Annotated in this window: 9 protein-coding genes; 2 read left to right on the top strand and 7 right to left on the bottom strand. The window is 70.9% G+C overall.

Translation table 11 applies throughout. The features are described from left to right. The 3 genes from EFJ44_RS04815 to EFJ44_RS04825 all read right to left on the bottom strand — a co-directional run bounded on the left by EFJ44_RS04815 (position 1) and on the right by EFJ44_RS04825 (position 4,410). Positions 1-1,371: an HlyD family type I secretion periplasmic adaptor subunit gene (locus tag EFJ44_RS04815; protein ID WP_125256020.1), complete on the bottom strand. Its 1,371-nt coding sequence runs from the start codon at positions 1,369-1,371 to the stop codon at positions 1-3. Then, entirely contained in the window at positions 1,368-3,095 is a 1,728-nt protein-coding gene (locus EFJ44_RS04820) for a type I secretion system permease/ATPase (RefSeq protein WP_125256021.1), read from the bottom strand. Before EFJ44_RS04820 ends, EFJ44_RS04815 begins: the two co-directional genes overlap by 4 nt. 79 nt (positions 3,096-3,174) lie before the next feature. Next, complete coding sequence (locus EFJ44_RS04825; RefSeq protein ID WP_125256022.1) at positions 3,175-4,410, bottom strand: ammonium transporter; 1,236 nt, start codon at positions 4,408-4,410, stop codon at positions 3,175-3,177. Positions 4,411-4,732: 322 nt separating this feature from the next. Here EFJ44_RS04825 and EFJ44_RS04830 point away from each other — a divergent pair, with 322 nt between their 5' ends. Together EFJ44_RS04830 and EFJ44_RS04835 are read left to right on the top strand one after the other, a co-directional pair. Beyond that, positions 4,733-7,561 carry a M16 family metallopeptidase gene (locus EFJ44_RS04830; RefSeq protein ID WP_125256023.1) on the top strand — a complete coding sequence of 943 codons (2,829 nt, stop codon included), beginning with the start codon at positions 4,733-4,735 and terminating at the stop codon, positions 7,559-7,561. 61 nt (positions 7,562-7,622) lie between these two features. After that, complete coding sequence (locus tag EFJ44_RS04835) at positions 7,623-9,068, top strand: aldehyde dehydrogenase family protein (RefSeq protein WP_125256024.1); 1,446 nt, start codon at positions 7,623-7,625, stop codon at positions 9,066-9,068. A 61-nt stretch (positions 9,069-9,129) separates the two neighbouring features. Here the strand turns inward: EFJ44_RS04835 and EFJ44_RS04840 are convergent, their stop codons facing one another. The 4 genes from EFJ44_RS04840 to EFJ44_RS04860 form a co-directional block, all read right to left on the bottom strand. Then, the gene (locus EFJ44_RS04840) at positions 9,130-11,802 is read right to left on the bottom strand and encodes a TonB-dependent receptor domain-containing protein (protein ID WP_125256025.1); all 2,673 of its coding nucleotides are present in this window, start codon (positions 11,800-11,802) and stop codon (positions 9,130-9,132) included. 83 nt (positions 11,803-11,885) lie between these two features. Next, positions 11,886-13,325, bottom strand: a complete 1,440-nt coding sequence (locus EFJ44_RS04845) for a hypothetical protein (RefSeq protein WP_164511816.1) — start codon at positions 13,323-13,325, stop codon at positions 11,886-11,888. 187 nt (positions 13,326-13,512) lie between these two features. Beyond that, complete coding sequence (locus EFJ44_RS04855; protein ID WP_125256028.1) at positions 13,513-14,304, bottom strand: PDZ domain-containing protein; 792 nt, start codon at positions 14,302-14,304, stop codon at positions 13,513-13,515. A 41-nt stretch (positions 14,305-14,345) separates the two neighbouring features. Next, positions 14,346-15,935 carry an alpha-glucosidase gene (locus tag EFJ44_RS04860; protein WP_125256029.1) on the bottom strand — a complete coding sequence of 530 codons (1,590 nt, stop codon included), beginning with the start codon at positions 15,933-15,935 and terminating at the stop codon, positions 14,346-14,348. Positions 15,936-16,227: the final 292 nt, after the last annotated feature.

The raw sequence follows: 16,227 nt of genomic DNA on the forward strand, positions 1-16,227 counted from the left end.
CTACTGCTCGCTGCCCGAGCGCCACAGCCCGCGCAGCAGGGGTTCGAACAGGTACTGAAGCGCCGTCCGCTTGCGGGTCAGCACCACCACTTCCACCGGGGCGCCGGGCCTGACGGCCGAAGCGGCCCGGCCCAGCTTCTTCACTTCGGCTTCCGGCACGACGATCTCCGTGCGGAACCATCGGCGACCGCTCTGCGGGTCAGACAACACGTCGGCCGAGATTCGGGTGACCCGTCCCTCCAGCCGCGGCGGGCTGCCTTCGCGCAGGCCGGGGAACATGATCTGCGTCGTCTGTCCGATCGCCAGGTTGTCGACGTCGGTCGGCGCGATCTCGGCCACGATCACCGGACTCGCGTCGTCGGGCACGATCTCCATCAACGTCTGGCCGGCCTGGATCACCCCGCCCGGCGTGAAGATGGTCAACCCCACCACCTGTCCGTCGGCGGGCGCCCGGATCTGGTTGCGCGCGATCTGCGCCCGCACCGAGGCCAGCCGCGGCTGCAGCTCGTTCAGCTGCACTTCCACATTCTTGAGCTGGTCGGCCACGTCCTCGTTCAGGGTCGTGCCGACCGAAGCCATCTGCAGGCGGGTCTCGCCGATCTGTTCGCCGATGCGCGCGATCTGGGCGCGCAGGTTGCCGTCTTCCCCCGCGAGGCGCGCGACCTCGCGCTCAAGGGCGCGCACCCGGCTGAGCGGCGCATAGCCCTGCTCCGCCAGACGGCGCACGTCGGCCAGTTCGTCCTCGATCAGGCGCCGCTGCTCGGCGTTGGCGGTGAGTTGACGCTGGAACCCGGCCTGCTGCTGCTCCAGCTGGCTGACGCGCTGGGACAGCACGCCGCGCTCCGTCGACCGCCCGCTGCTGCGCGCCCCGAACTGGCGCCGTTGCAGCGCCAGCGCCTCGTCCGCCAGCGGTACGTCCTCCGGCGGCAGGTCGGCGAACTCCGGTGGAGTCGGCACCGCCCCCAGCCCGTCCCGCTCGGCGATCAGCCGCGACCGCTGCGCCAGGAGAGCCAGCACCTGGCCGGCCAGTCCGCGCTCCGTCGCCTGCAGCTCGCCGCCCGCCACCTCGACGAGCACCTGTCCGGCCTTGACCGTGTCGCCTTCGGCCACATGCAGGGCCGTGACCACGCCGCCGTCGCGGTGCTGCACCGCCTGCCGGTTGCCGGACACCGCGACCTGTCCGGTCGCATACGCGCCGGCGTCCAACGGATAGAAGGCGGCCCAGCCGAGGAACAGCACGAAGAAGGCGAAGACGACCGCCAGCCCGATGCGCAGCTCCATCCGGGGCACGTCGGTCAGGCCGTCGCGCGGCGTCTCGGGCGGCGGCGGCGCCTGCGGCGGGGTGATGGGGGGGAAGGACAGGTCGCTCATCGGCCCGCGGCCTCCTCGGAGGCGCCGCGCATGCGGGCCAGCACCTGCTCGCGCGGGCCCTCGGCGACCACCGTCCCGCCGTTCAGCATCAGCAAACGGTCGACCCGCGCCAGCACCCCCGCCCGGTGGGCCACGATCACCACCGCCGCCCCGCGGGCCGCCGCGTCCCTGACCGCCGTCATCAGCGCCGCCTCGCCGTCCTGGTCCAGGTTGGAGTTCGGCTCGTCGAGCACCAGCAGCACGGGGTCGCCGTACAGCGCCCGCGCCAGCGCCACGCGCTGCGCCTGACCCGCCGACAGCCCCGCGCCGTAAGGACCCAGCACGGTGTCGTAGCCCTCGGGCAGACGCAGGATCATCTCATGCGCGCCGGCCGCCTGCGCCGCCGCCACCGCCAGCCGGTCGACCTCGGACTGTGGCGTCCCGGTCGCCGCCGCGAACCGGCTGACGTTGTCCTTGATCGTGCCCGCGAACAGACTGGGAACCTGCGGCAGATAGCCGATGAACCGGGCCAGATCGTCGCCCTCGCGCGCCTCGTACTCGGCGCCGTCCAGACGCACCGTGCCGACCGTCGGTTTCAACGCTCCGGCCATGGCCCGCGCCAGCGTCGTCTTGCCGGATCCCGACGGTCCGACGACGCCCAGCGTCTCGCCGGGCTCCAGCTGCAGCGTCACGCCGCGCACCTGCGGCTGCTCCGTGCCGGGCAGGCGCACCGCCACTCCCTCCAGCGCCAGCCGACCGCGAGGCGCGGGCAGGGCGGTCACCGGCCGGTCCGCGTCCGCCGTGCCCTCGAACAGGTCCGTCAGCGTCTTCCATCCCGCGCGGGCGGCGACCAGCGACGGCCACGCCCCGACCAGCAGTTCGATCGGCGCCACCGCCCGGGTCAGCAGCACCGAGGCGGCGATGATGGCCCCCGGCGAAAGCTGCCCTTCCACCGCCAACCACGCCGCGCCGCCCAGCGACAGCGACTGGAGCAGCAGGCGCAGGAACTTGATCGCGCCGGTGTAGCGCCCGCCGGTGAACTGGGCGTCGGCCTGACGGTCCGCCGCCGCCTGCCGCTGGCGCACCTGCCGCGCGATGCCGGCCCGCCGCATGCCCAGCGCCCGAACCACCTCCGCCTGTTCGGCGACGGCCTGCTGGGCGGAATAGGCGTCGACCTGGGCGTCGTGGGCCTGCTTCAGGCGCGGACGCGCGTCGCGCTCGTTCATCACCGCCAGAACAACCAGCAAGATGGCGCCGACCAGGGTCAGCACGCCGATGAACGGATGCAACAGGAAGCAGGCCAGCAGATAGATCGGCGTCCACGGCGCGTCGAACAGGGCCAGCACGCCCTGACCCGACACCGCCGTGCGCACCGCGTCGAACTCGCGCAGGGCCTGGGCGCCGGAGGCCTTGCCCGGCATGTCGATCATCCGCGCCAGGATGCGGTCGGCGAGCTGCCGGTCGAGGCGCAGACCCGCGCGGATCAGGATCCGCGTCCTCAGCCAGTCCAGCGTCGCCAGCGTCGCCAGGGCGAACACGGCCACGGCCGTGATCCACAGCAGGGTGGTGATCCCGCCCGTCGGCACGACCCGGTCATAGACCTGCAGCATGTAGATTGTGGGCGTCAGATAGAGCAGGTTCACCAGCGCGCTGAACGCCGCGGCCCAGACCAGGTGGGTCCGGCAGGCCTTCAACGCCTCGGCCAGGGGCTCCACGCCCGGTCGGTCCGGCAACAGCTTGAACACGCACGCATCCGTTCGCCGCCCGGTCACGCGGGCCTCGGCCGCAACATAGACGCGCCGAACCCGGCGGAACAGCGGCGTCTTAGTGGAGCGTCTCGCCGTGCAGGGCGGAATCCAGCCCTTCGATCTCCTGCTCGCGGTCGACCCGCAGGCCCGTGGTGAACTTGCAGACGAGCAGGATCAGCCCGGTCCCGACGGCGCTCCACGCGATCACCGCGATCAGACCGATCGCCTGCTTCAGGATCGTCGCGCCCTCCGCCGCGCCGTTGATCGCCGCGTCGGCGAACACGCCCGTCAGCAGGGCGCCCACGATCCCGCCCATGCCGTGCACGCCGAAGGCGTCCAGACTGTCGTCGACCTTCAGCCACCGCTTCAGCTTCACCGCCCCGAACCAGCAGGCGACGCCGGCCAGAAGGCCGATCGCCATCGCGCCCTGGGGGTTCACCAGCCCGGCCGCCGGAGTCACGCCCACCAGCCCGCCGACAAGCCCGGACAGCATGCCGAGCAGGGTCGGCCGCCTGTGGTCGATCCACTCGACGACCAGCCAGCCCAGCGCCGCCGCCGCCGCGGCCAGGATGGTGTTCAGCGCCGCCACCGCCGCGATGCCGTCCGCCGCCCAAGCCGATCCGGCGTTGAAGCCCATCCAGCCGACCATCAGCAGGCCTGCGCCGATGGCCGTGAAAGCGAGGTTGTGCGGGGCCAGGTTGTCCCGGCCGAAGCCGTGCCTCGGTCCCAGCACGAGGGCGCAGACCAGCCCCGCCACCCCCGCGTTGACGTGCACCACGGCCCCGCCGGCGAAGTCCAGCACGCCCAGACCGCCCATCCAGCCGCCGCCCCAGACCTGGTGGGCGACGGGCGCGTAGACGATCAGGTGCCACAGGGCGAAGAACAGCAGGGAGGCCGTGAACTTCATGCGCTCGGCGAAGGCGCCGGCGATCAGGGCCGGTGTGATGATGGCGAACGTCAGCTGGTACGCGACCCACAGGAACTCCGGCAGGGCCGGCGCCAGCGCATGCGCCGTGTCGATCCGCACTCCGTTCAGGAAGGCCGCGTCCAGGCCGCCGATCAGGGCGTTGCCGCTCCCGAACGACAGCGAGTAGCCGACGGCGAACCACAGCACCGTCACCACCATGAAGGCCGCCGTGGAATGGGCGACGGCGCCGATCACGTTCTTGCGCCGCACCATGCCGCCGTAGAACAGCGCCAGTCCCGGCAGCGTCATCATCAGCACCAGGGCGGTGGACGTCAGGATCCAGCCGGTGGCGGCCGGATCGATCTGCAGGGCGGCCTGATGCGGCAGCAGGGCGGCGGGGTTCATGGGCGGCGACGTCTCCGGGCGAGCGGTCGGGGAGGTCGGCCGCGCCGTCTCTGCGGGCCGCGGAATCGGAGTGGATCGTATTGCGCCGCAACAGGCAATTCATTTCGTGTGCGGCTCTGTATTCGCAGAGACGTGCGCCTCGCCCTCCGCGGCGGCGCCGAGGGGCAAGTTTCGACCTTGACCATTTTGCGCGCGCGTCCCCGCAACCTCCGAGGTTACAAAACCGCAATGTGCAGGGCCTTGCGCGGGCGACCCGTGCGGGCATCAATGCGGCCCGGAGCGCCGTCGGCGCCGTCAGAGCCGTGTTTTCAGGGGGATTTCCATGAGCCTGCCCACCCTTCGCCGCCTGCTGGCCGGCGGTTGCTGCGCCGCCGCGCTGCTGTCCGGCGCCGCCGTCGCCCAGGAGATCGATCCGAACGCGACCTCGATCGTCCCGGTCGCGGCGGCCGATCCGGCCGAACCCGCGCTGCAGCAGTTGCCGCCCCTGCCGGACGTGCAGATCCCCTACACCCGCTACGTCCTGCCCAACGGCCTGACGCTGATCGTCCATGAGGACCGCAAGGCCCCGATCGTGGCCGTGAACATCTGGTATCACGTCGGCTCCAAGAACGAGCCCACCGGCCGCTCGGGCTTCGCCCACCTGTTCGAGCACCTGATGTTCAACGGCTCGGAGAACTTCAACTCGGACTTCTTCAAGGCGACCGAGCTTCTGGGCGCCACCGACCAGAACGGCACGACCAACAAGGATCGCACCAACTACTTCCAGAACGTTCCGACCTCGGCGCTCGACTCGATCCTGTGGCTGGAAAGCGACCGCATGGGCCACCTGCTGGGCGCCGTCGACCAGGCGCGCCTGGATGAGCAGCGCGGCGTCGTCCAGAACGAGAAGCGCCAGGGCGAGAACCAGCCCTATGGCCGCGTCTGGAACGCCATCACCGAGGCGACCTATCCCGACGATCACCCCTATGGTCACACCGTCATCGGCTCGATGGACGACCTGAACGCCGCCGACCTGCCGACCGTGCAGCAGTGGTTCAAGGACTACTACGGCCCGGCCAACGCCGTGATCGTGCTGGCGGGCGACATCTCGCCGGAAGAGGCGCTGGCCAAGGTCACGCACTACTTCGGCGACATCCCCCCCGGGCCGCCCATCACCCAGCCGGCGCGCATGATCGCGCCCATGGTCGGCGAGCAGCGGGAGATCATGTACGACCGCGTCGGCCAGCCCCGCCTCTACAAGGTCTGGAACGTCCCGCCCGCGGGCGAGGCCGACGCCGATCACCTCGGCCTGCTGGCCCAGGTCCTGACCTCGGGCCGCAATTCGCGCCTCTACAAGCGGATGGTCTTCGACGACCAGACCGCGACCGGCGTCTCGGCGTTCGTCTCCGAAGGCGAGATCGGCAGCCAGTTCGTCATCGTCGTCACCGCCAAGCCCGGGCAGGATCTGGCTGCGCTCGAGGCCGTGGTCGACGAGGAGCTGGGCCGTCTGTTGCGCGACGGTCCCTCGACCAACGAGCTGGAGCGCGCCCGCACCTCCACCGGCGCCGGTCTGGTGCGCGGGCTGGAGCGCATCGGCGGCTTCGGCGGCAAGTCCGATCGTCTGGCCCAGGGCGAGGTCTTCCACGACAACCCCGACGCCTGGCGCGAAAGCTACGCCCGTCTGCTGGCCGCGCGTCCGCAGGACCTGACCGCCGCCGGCCGCGAGTGGCTGACCGACGGCTCCTACACCCTGGAGGTCCGGCCGTTCGATCAGTACGCGGCCGCCGCCACGGGCGCCGACCGCTCGGCCATGCCGGTCCCCGGTGAGACGCCGATGGCCAACTTCCCTTCGTTCGAGCGTTTCGAGCTGTCGAACGGCCTGGACGTGGTGCTGGCCACCCGCACGGGCGTCCCGACCGTGTCGATGAACCTGATCGTCGACGCCGGGACCGCCGGAGAAGGCGCGGACAAGGCCGGTCTGGCCGTCCTGACGCCCGCCGTCATGACCAGCGGCACCGACGATCTGGACGCGCTGGAAATCAGCGATCGCCTGCAACTGCTGGGCGCGACGCTCGGCGGCTCGTCCGGAGTCGACACGACCAGCATCTCCATGACGGCCATCGACAGCCGGCTGGAGGAGTCCCTGGATCTCTACGCCGACGTGATCCTGAACCCGGCCTTCCGCCCCGACGACTTCGAGCGGTCGCGCGTGCAGCAGGTCTCCGGCATCCAGCAGGCCGACCGGAACCCCGGCGCCGTGGCAAACCGCGTGCTGGCGGGCTCGCTGTACGGCTATGACAACCCGTACGGCCGTCCCACCTCGGGCACCGTGCAGACCGTGGGGGCCCTGACCCCGGCCGACGCCGAGGCCTATCACGCCGCCTGGTTCCGCCCCGACAACGCCACGCTGGTGGTGGTCGGCGACGTGACCCGGGCCGAACTGGTCCCCCTGCTCGAGGACAAGTTCCGCGGCTGGACGGCCCCGGCATCGGCCCTCCCGGCACGGCAGCAGCCCACGGCGGTCGCGGCCGCCTCGGGCCCGGTGATCTACCTGGTCGACCGCGCCGGTCCGCAGTCCACCATCACCGCGGGCCGCCTGGTCCCCGCGCTGGATCCGGCCACCGAGCCGGCGATCACGGCCATGAACACCGCGCTGGGCGGCTCCTTCACCAGCCGGATCAACATGAACCTGCGTGAGGACAAGGGTTGGTCCTACGGCGCGGGGTCGGGCATCCGCAGCGCCCGCGGCGAGCGCCTCTTCCTGGTCTCGACCGGCGTCCAGTCGGACAAGACGGCCGAGAGCCTGCTGGAGATCGACCGCGAGCTGACCGAGATCCTGACCGGCCGCCCGATCAGCGACGAGGAGCTGGCGGCGCACAAGTCGAACCTGATCCTCGGCATGGCCGGTCAGTGGGAGACCAACGGCGCGGTCGCCGGCGATCTGGCCCAGATGGTCGTCTACGGCCTGCCCGACGACTACTTCGACCGCTCGGCCGCCGGCATCGTGGCCACCACGCCGGCCACCGCCTCCGAGGCGGCCCGGGCCATCGTCGGCGACGGCCCGACGGTCTGGGTCGTGGTCGGCGACCGGGCCACGCTTGAGCCGCGCCTGCGCGCGCTCAACATCGGCGAGGTCCGGGTGGTGGACGTCTACGGCGCCCCGGTCCAGTAAGGCGCATCCAGACCCGGCCGGTTCGCGCCGGCCGGGTCGCCCGCCTTCACGGACCTCCGCCATGACCGACGCCCCGCTGGACCTCCATCACTGGATCGGCGGGAAGAAGGTCGCGGCCGATCGTCCGTCCGAACGGCGCAACCCGTCGGATCTCGACGAGGTGGTGGCCCGCCTGCCCGACGCCGGTCAGGCCGAGGTCGACGCCGCCGTCGCGGCCGCCCGCGCCGCGTTTCCAGGCTGGAGCGAAGCGTCGCCCGAAGTCCGCGCCGACGTGCTGGACCGCGCTGGGCAGCTGCTGTGGGATCGTCGCGAGGTCGTCGGCCGCCTGCTCTCGCGGGAGGAGGGCAAGACCCTCGCCGAAGGGATCGCCGAAACCGGCCGCGCCGCCCGCATCCTGCGCTATTTCGCGGGAGAGGCCCTGCGCCTGCATGGTCAGGCTCTGGACAGCGTCCGCCCCGGCGTTTCCGTGCGGACCCGACGCCGCGCCGTCGGCGTGTTCGGCCTGATCACGCCGTGGAACTTTCCCATCGCCATTCCGGCGTGGAAGCTCGCGCCGGCGCTCGCCTTCGGCAACGCGGTGGTGATCAAGCCCGCCGGCCCGACCCCCGCGACCGCCGAGGCGCTGGTGGCCATCCTGCACGAGGCGGGCCTGCCCGACGGCGTGCTGAACCTCGTGATCGGTCGGGGTCGCGTGGGGCAGGCGTTGGTGGACGATCCCGACGTCGACGGCGTCAGCTTCACCGGCTCCCAGGGCGTGGGCGCGGGCGTCGCCGCCGGCTGCGCGGCGCGGCAGGCCCGCTGCCAGCTGGAGATGGGCGGCAAGAATCCGCTGGTCGTTCTGGACGACGCCGATCTGGACCGCGCCGTGACCGTGGCGCTGGACGGCGGCTTCTTCTCCACCGGCCAGCGCTGCACCGCCTCCTCGCGGCTGATCGTCCAGGACGGAATTCACGACCGCTTCGTCGCGGCGCTCGCTGAAAAGGCGGCCGCCCTGCGCGTCGGCAATGCCCTGGACCCGCAGACCCAGGTCGGGCCCGCCGCCACCGACGACCAGATGGAGACGGTCCACCGCTGGATCGACACGGCGCGGGACGAGGGCGGCCGCATCCTGTGCGGCGGCGATCGGCTGGACCTGTCGCCGCGCGGCTGGCACGTGCCGCCGACCCTCATCGTCGACACGGCCGCCGACATGAAGATCAACGCCAACGAAGTTTTCGGCCCCGTCGTCTCGGTGGTGCGCGTGAAGGACTATGAGGAGGCCTTCGCCGTCGCCGACGCGGGAGAGTTCGGCCTGTCGTCCGGCATCGTCACGCAGTCGCTGAAGCATGCGACCGACTTCCAGCGCCGCATCCGCGCCGGCATGACCATGGTCAACCTGCCCACCGCGGGCGTCGACTACCACGTGCCCTTCGGCGGTACGAAGAAGTCCAGCTTCGGCCCGCGAGAGCAGGGCTTCGCCGCAGCCGACTTCTACACCTGGACCCAGACGTCCTACGTCTTCGCCTGACCCAAAGAAAAGCGGCCGGCCCCGGGGGGACCGGCCGCTGAAGTCGTCGCTTCGTCCGGGATCAGAAGCGGGTGGTCAGGCTGACGGAGCCGCTCTGGCCCAGGTCGTAGCCGTTGGCGACGATCCGGGTTCCGAGCTCCTGATATTCCAGGTACTCCTCGTCCAGCAGGTTCCGCAGCTCGATCGACAGGCCCATGTCGCGGCCCGCGTACTCGAAGTCCTTGCGGTAGACGAAGTCCAGCATGACGCCCGGCTCCTGGATCAGGTCCGGCTCGCCCGGCCGCCCGCGGGCCGACGACCGCTCCGACACCCAGGTGACCAGGAAGGTCGCCTGCGACCGGGCCGCATCGTCCTCCCAGCCGAACTGCAGGTTGGCCACATGCTCCGACTGGCCCTGCAGGCGGCTGCCGTCGATGATGTAGTCCGACGCCGGCCGCGACGCGCCCTGGGCCGACAGCGGGAAGACCAGGTCGCCGGCTTCGACCTGCACCTCGGACTGCGTCCAGGTGTAGTTGGCCTGAACCAGCCAGCGCTTGTCGGCGATGAAGCCCCAGCCCGCGTCCGGGAACTCGAAGTACTTCTTCCCGTCGACCTCGACGCCGTAGAGGATGGCCTTCGGCGCGTTCAGGTAGGTCTGCTGCAGCAGGTTGCCTTGCTCGTTGATGGACGATTCGATCGGGTTCTCGAGGTCCTTGTAGAAGACGCCGGCCGTGACGTACTCGCCGCGGTCGAAGTAGCGCTCGAGGCGCGCGTCCAGGTTCAGGATCTCGGTGTCGACCAGGTACGGGTTGCCGAAGAACAGGCGATCGTTGTCCGGGTCGAGGTACTGCTGCGGAGCCAGTTCGCGGAACTGCGGACGTCCGATGGTCTTCGACGCGCCCAGACGCAGCTGGGTGTCCTCCATGAAATTCCACGTCAGGGTCGCGGACGGCAGCCAGTAGGTGTTCTCCAGCGACGTCGGCTGGAACACCAGGGCTCCGCCGAACAGGTCGCGCGGCGTGACGAACTGGGTGGCGTCCTCGTAGCGGACCCCGGCCGAGACGTTGACCAGCGGCACGACCTCGGCCTCGACCTGCACGTAGGCCGCGCGGGTCTCCAGCCCCGCCTCATAGGCGGCCGAGCCGCCCGACGGGGTGATCTCCTGCAGCTCCCACAGCAGCGGGCCGATGTTGAAGTCCGAAAACAGGTAGTCGACGCGGCTGTCCTGCACGTCCAGCGGGATGGAGCCCGCCGCGGCGTAGAAGCGGAAGTCGCGGCGTTCGGCGTCGCGGGTGTTGTCCATCCACGCCACGCCGGCGCGGACGGTCAGGTCGCGCGCGTCGGACAGCGGGGTGGTCCAGGCCAGGTCGGCGCCGGCGCTCAGGATCTCGTCCTCCAGCTCCGAGAAGCTGGTGGAGTTGCGATACTGCTCGCCGTCGTGGCGATAGACGCCGTCGACGCCGAGGCCGTAGCGGATCACCTTCTCATAGGGGGAGTTGCGCGTGGTCAGGGCGTAGGCGCCTCGCCACGACAGTTCCAGCGCGCCGTCCATCAGGTCGTGCTCGCCGGCCAGCTGGGTGGAGAACAGGTCGCGCTCGAACCACTCGGTGAAGTCGTCGCGGACCTGGTTGCCGTTGACGCCCGGCGCGTCGAAGTCGACGCCGGCGCGCGTCCGGGCCTCCTTGGTCGTGCGTCGGACGTAGAGGTTGGTCCACTTCAGTTCGTGCGACTCGCCGATCCAGCTCAGGCCGCCGAGGAAGTTCAGACCGACGTCGTTCTCGGTCGACTGCACGTCGTAGTCGGTCTGGACGACCAGGGCGCCGGCGTCGAGGCGACCCGACTGCTGGATCGCGGTGCGGGTGCGCCAGTCGTTGTCGTAGCTGGCAACGAAGATCGCGCCCAGATCGCCCCCGCCGACCGTCCAGGTCCGGCCGCCCGAAAGCTCCAAGCCGAGGTTCGGCTGCATGTAGTCCTGCGTCTGCAGCAGGTTCAGCGGCGCGTTGACGAAGTCACGGCCGATCGCCTGCAGTTCGGCGCCGGTGAAGTTCGGGCCGGCGGCGACGCGGTTGCCCGTCGCGATCGCCTCGCGCAGCAGGCCCGGCACGTCGCGGGTGCCGTCGTCGAAGCCGGTGAAATCGGTGCGCGATCCGTAGTAGATCAGCCCTTCCTTGCCCGTGGTCTCCAGATTGCCGCCCACCGAGACCTGCAGGTTCAGGAACGGCTCGCGCGGCGCGCCGACGGTGCGCAGGTCGATCACCCCGCCGCCGAACTCGCCGGGATAGTTGGCCGAATAGGTCTTCTGCACCGTGACGCCTTCCAGCACGGAGGCCGGGAAGAGGTCCAGCGGCACGACGCGTTGCAGCGGCTCGGGGCTGGGCAGCGGCGAACCGTTGAGCAGCGCCGAGGAGTAGCGTTCGCCAAGGCCGCGCACGTAGACGAAGCGGCCCTCGACGATCGACAGGCCCGTGACGCGGGTCAGCGCCTGGGCGGCGTTGTCGTCGCCGGTGCGCTCCAGGTCCTCTTCGGTCAGGAAGGCCGCGACCTCCGAGGTCTCGCGCAGGGGCTCGGGGATGTAGCGGCCCAGAACGACGATCTCGTCGACCTGGGTCTCGGGATCCTGTTCGGGATCCTGCGAGGCGACGACGGGGTCGGTCGGCGGGGTCTGGGCGAACGCCAGGCCAGGCGCGGTCAGCGCGGTGCCGGCGAGCAGGAGTGCGCCCCAATTCCTGGAAAGCGTCTTGGAAAGCGTCTTCATGATCGGCGCCTTGGTCCTATGGGTTCGACGTGGAACGACATGAGGGGCGGCCGCGGGTGCGGCCGCCCCCCGGGGGCGCGGGATCAGCAGGTGGAGCCGGCGGCGATGCCGCAGGACCAGCCGGCGTACCAGGTGTCGGCGCTGTCGCGGACGGCCCCGACGTAGGTCGTGTTGACGAAGAACGGGTTCAGACCGGCGACCGGGGTCGGGGTCCGGCCGGTCTCGTTCGCGCCGTTGACCACGCCGTTCAGGGTCGAGGCGCCCGAGCCGTTGTTGGCGCCCGTGGCGAAGATGCCCGCGGTCGCGGCGTCCTGGTTGCCGTCGACGCGGAAGGTCGTCGCGCAGCTCAGATAGACCGAGTTGAACGTCGGCCCGTTCGTCACGGTGGCGGCGTCGTCGATGTCGAAGCAGGTGCCGGGCCCGGTGATCACCGAGTTGTACAGCTGCATGGCGTGACCGGTGTTCAGCAGCACGCCGTCGCCGCCGCCCGCGCGGCCGATGGCCGTGACGTTCGAGATGATCGGACGGGTGAACAGGGCCTGGTTGCCGGCCGACGACGATTCGAACATGCGGTCGCCGCCGTTGGCGCGCTGGCGAACGATCATGAACTGGACGTTGCCGCGATAGCCGGTGTCGGTGTCGAAGCTGTCGTCGTCGTTCCCGGTCAGAACCACGTACTTCAGGTTCACCGTGCCGCCGAACGGCTCGATGCCGTCGTCCGACGAGTTGTGGACCTGGATGTATTCCACGACCGTGCCGGAGCCGACGCCGGCCATGGTGATGCCGTTCAGCTCATTGCCCGGCAGGATCTGGAAGCCGGAGTGCTGCAGACGCATGTAGCGCAGACGGCCCGAGCTGTCGGAGGCGGTGTTGCCGCCGTAGAAGGCGTTGGTGCCCTCGACCTGGGCTTCACAGGCGATGTTCGGCGGGGTCACGCCGGCCGGGCAGGCGGCGATTGGCGCGCGGCCCAGAATGACCAGACCGCCCCACTGACCGATCGAGTCCTCGTTGGTCGTGCCTTCGATCGACTGGCGGCTGGTGAAGATGACCGGGCTGGTCGAGGTGCCCTCGGCGAAGATCTGCGAGCCGCGGTTGACGACGATGTAGTCCAGACCGCCCGAGCCGAAGACGCGGACGCCCGGCTCGACGGTCAGGATGCCCTGCTGGGCGCCGGCGATCGGGGCGGCCGGGTTCGCGCCGCGGTCCTGACCGACGTCGGTGCGTCCCGAAACCGAGTAGATCACGCCGGTGGTGTTCGACAGGACCAGGTTGCCGACGATCAGCGCCGGCAGCTGGCAGTTGCGCAGGACCGCGCCGCCCGCGGCCGTGATGGTGCCGACGTTCGAGGTGCCGGTCGGGCAGCTGGCCGGGGTCGTGCCGCCGCCGCCCCCGCCGCCGCCGCCGGTGCCGCCGCCGGTGCCGCCGCCGAAGTTGCCCTCGCCGGGGGAAGCCACTTCGGCCGAACCGCAGGCGGCCAGGGCCAGGGCGGCCGCGCCGGCCATCAGGATCTTGGTGAAACGCATCGTCGGTAACCCCTCGGAATGAATGAGCGGGTCACCCGTGCATCGTCTCGCCCAGCAACCCCGGGACGCTCGATTAGTGCGGCTTTGCGATGTGAGCGTGACGTTTATGTAATGCAGTGTGTAGATCGATCCGGAGTCAGACGTATCGTCACATTCGACTGAGCGAATACTTGAGACGGTGTTATGACTATCGGTCCGTCGTCGGAGCAAGCGTCGCCGTCAGAACCTGCCCGCCGCGCCGGTAGCGAACCTCGAGGGCTCGGCCCGACGAAAGCGTCTCGCCCAACTCCGCGACCCGCTCCTCGCTGGTGAGCGGCTCGCCGCCAACGCTCAGAATGACGTCGCCCTCTCGCAGGCCCAGGCCGCTCAGGGCGCCGCCCGCCGCGCCGCGCCGCCAGACGAAGCCCTCCACCACGCCGTCGCGCAGCTGCGGCCGCAGGGCGGCGGCGTACACGTCCTGTTGCGGCGCGCTCCGCCCCATGGTCGCGGCGACCTGGGCGGCTTCGGCGTCCAGCGCGGCCGCGCCCGGCGGCGCCGGCGGCGGAGGGGGAGCGGCGCTGAACTCCAGCCGGATCTCGCGGCCCCCGTCGACCAGCACCACGTGGTCCGTTCCGACGGCCCGCAGCTCCGGCGCCCCCCGCACCCCCTCGCCGCGCGTGAGCACGATCTGCACGCCGTCCGGCCGTTGCAGGATCGCCGAGGCGTCGGCCCCGGTCCGCGTGCCCATCAGTCTCCACGCGCTCAGCCCGCTCTCCTCGGCCAGTCCGGGCGGCGCCGTGCCCGCGCGGTGAAAGGCGTCGAAACGGGCGAAGACGCCGGCGTCGGCAGCCTGAACCTTTCCCGGAACCTCCGCCTCGACGCGTTGGGAGGCCAGCCGCCAGCCGCCGCCGACCGCGATCACGACCAGGACGGCGGCGAGCGCGATCTCCGTCCGGTTCGCTGAGGTCAGGCGGGGAAGGGCGGACGGACCGTTCGTCATGGCCGCGACATATCCCCCGTTTGTGACGTTCGCCGCACGTCTCAGGCGGGCGCCAGAATCCGGCCGGCCAGCGGCGCCAACCGCCGCGGGTCGCCGCCGCCCACCGACTCGACCACGACCCAGCCTTCCGGCGCCGGCCAGTCGCGCGCCTCGAAACCCAGGTTGAAGGCGCAGAGCCGGCGCTCGTCGTTCAGCGACCGCTCGAACACCAGCAGGTCCTTGTCCGACAGCAGGACCCTCATCTCGCCCGTGCGCAGGCAGGCCGTGTCCCGCCGCAGGGCGACCAGGCGCCGCGTCGCCGCCAGCATCGACGCCGCATCGGCGGTCTGGCGATCCACCGCGAGCTCCGGGTGGCGGGCGTCGACCGGCAGCCACGGCTCCCTCGTCGAGAATCCTGCGAACGGCGCGTCGGCGCGCCACGGCATCGGCGTTCGCGCCCCGTCGCGGCCCAGGGTCTGGGGCCAATTGGCGATCGCCTCGGGATCGACCAGCCGCTCGAACGGCACCTCCCCCTGCGGCAGGCCCAGCTCCTCCCCCTGATAGACGATGGCCGTGCCGCGCAGGCACATCAGCAGCAGCATCGAGACTTCGGCCAAGGCCCGCACGTCCCGGCCGTGCGCCCACCGCGACGCGGCCCGCGGGGCGTCGTGGTTGGAGAAGGTCCAGCTGGGCCAACCCTGTCCCTCGCGCCCGTCCCAGGCCTCCGCCGCCGTCCGGACCAGGGGCGGCGTCAGGGCTTCGGCGTACAGGTAGTTGAAGCCGTAGGCGCTGCTCAGACGGTCGGTCCCCTCGGTGAAGGCCTGCATCTCGGCCTCCGCGCCCTCGCCCGGAATCTCGGCGACGGTGAACCGCCCCGGGTACTGGTCCGTCAGCGCCCGGATGCGCTTCATGAAGTCGATCAGTCCGGGCTGCGACTGGTTGTGCAGATGCAGCTGGAAATCGAACGGCCGCGTCCGCCTGCCCCCCGGCGGGGCCGGCGGATTGTCGGTCAGGGCGGGGTCGTGCATGCCGAAATTGATGGCGTCGAGCCGGAATCCGTCCACGCCCCGTTCCAGCCAGAACCGGGCCACGTCCAGGAGGGCGTCCTGCACTTCCGGCAGATGGGTGTTCAGCTGCGGCTGCTCCGGCAGGAAGTTGTGCATCCAGTACTGGCCGCGCCGCGCGTCCCAGGTCCAGGCCGGTCCGCCGAACACCGACTGCCAGTTCGACGGCGGCGACCCGTCCGGCTTCGCGTCCGCCCAGACGTACCAGTCGGCTTTGGGGTTCTCCCGCGACCGGCGGCTCTCCGCGAACCACGCATGCCGGTCCGACGTGTGGGCGAAGACCAGATCGGTGACGACCTTGAGCCCCAGCCCGTGCGCCTTCGTCACCAGCCGGTCGAAGTCGTCCATCGTCCCGAACGTCGGATCGACCGCGCGATAGTCGGCCACGTCGTAGCCGAAGTCCTTCATCGGCGAGGCGTAGAAGGGGGACAGCCAGACCGCGTCCACGCCCAGCGCCGCCACATGGTCCAGGTGGGCGATCACGCCCGGCAGGTCCCCGACCCCGTCGCCGTCGGTGTCGGCGAAGCTGCGCGGATAGATCTGGTAGATCACCGCGCCGCGCCACCAGTCCTGATCGATTCCGGTCATGGGTTCTCCGCTGCGGTCGTCCTTCGTCGGACATCCCGCCGGGGCGGTAAAGCGTCAGGCCACTTTTGGTTACGGCCCGGCGAAACGCGCTGGACCGCGACCCGCGCGCGTGGAACTCAGGATTCACAGGGAGCGGAGCGTGCACGTCGCCTTCGCCGAGGGAGCCGACATGACCGACACGCCGACCGCTTCGAAGGGCACGGGGCTGGCCTTCGCCTATGTGACCACCCTGTTCTTCGCCTGGGGGTTCGCCACCTCGCTGATCGACCCGCTGATCGCGGCGGTGAAGAAG

Source organism: Brevundimonas fluminis (assembly GCF_003934285.1).
GTDB lineage: Bacteria > Pseudomonadota > Alphaproteobacteria > Caulobacterales > Caulobacteraceae > Brevundimonas > Brevundimonas fluminis.

Excerpts from the sequence above, each read along its gene's own strand:
- EFJ44_RS04815 (WP_125256020.1), bottom strand. The coding sequence starts at position 1,371 with ATGAGCGACCTGTCCTTCCCCCCCATCACCCCGCCGCAGGCGCCGCCG.
- EFJ44_RS04825 (WP_125256022.1), bottom strand. The coding sequence starts at position 4,410 with ATGAACCCCGCCGCCCTGCTGCCGCATCAGGCCGCCCTGCAGATCGAT.
- EFJ44_RS04830 (WP_125256023.1), top strand. The coding sequence starts at position 4,733 with ATGAGCCTGCCCACCCTTCGCCGCCTGCTGGCCGGCGGTTGCTGCGCC.
- EFJ44_RS04835 (WP_125256024.1), top strand. The coding sequence starts at position 7,623 with ATGACCGACGCCCCGCTGGACCTCCATCACTGGATCGGCGGGAAGAAG.
- EFJ44_RS04840 (WP_125256025.1), bottom strand. The coding sequence starts at position 11,802 with ATGAAGACGCTTTCCAAGACGCTTTCCAGGAATTGGGGCGCACTCCTG.
- EFJ44_RS04845 (WP_164511816.1), bottom strand. The coding sequence starts at position 13,325 with ATGCGTTTCACCAAGATCCTGATGGCCGGCGCGGCCGCCCTGGCCCTG.
- EFJ44_RS04855 (WP_125256028.1), bottom strand. The coding sequence starts at position 14,304 with ATGACGAACGGTCCGTCCGCCCTTCCCCGCCTGACCTCAGCGAACCGG.
- EFJ44_RS04860 (WP_125256029.1), bottom strand. The coding sequence starts at position 15,935 with ATGACCGGAATCGATCAGGACTGGTGGCGCGGCGCGGTGATCTACCAG.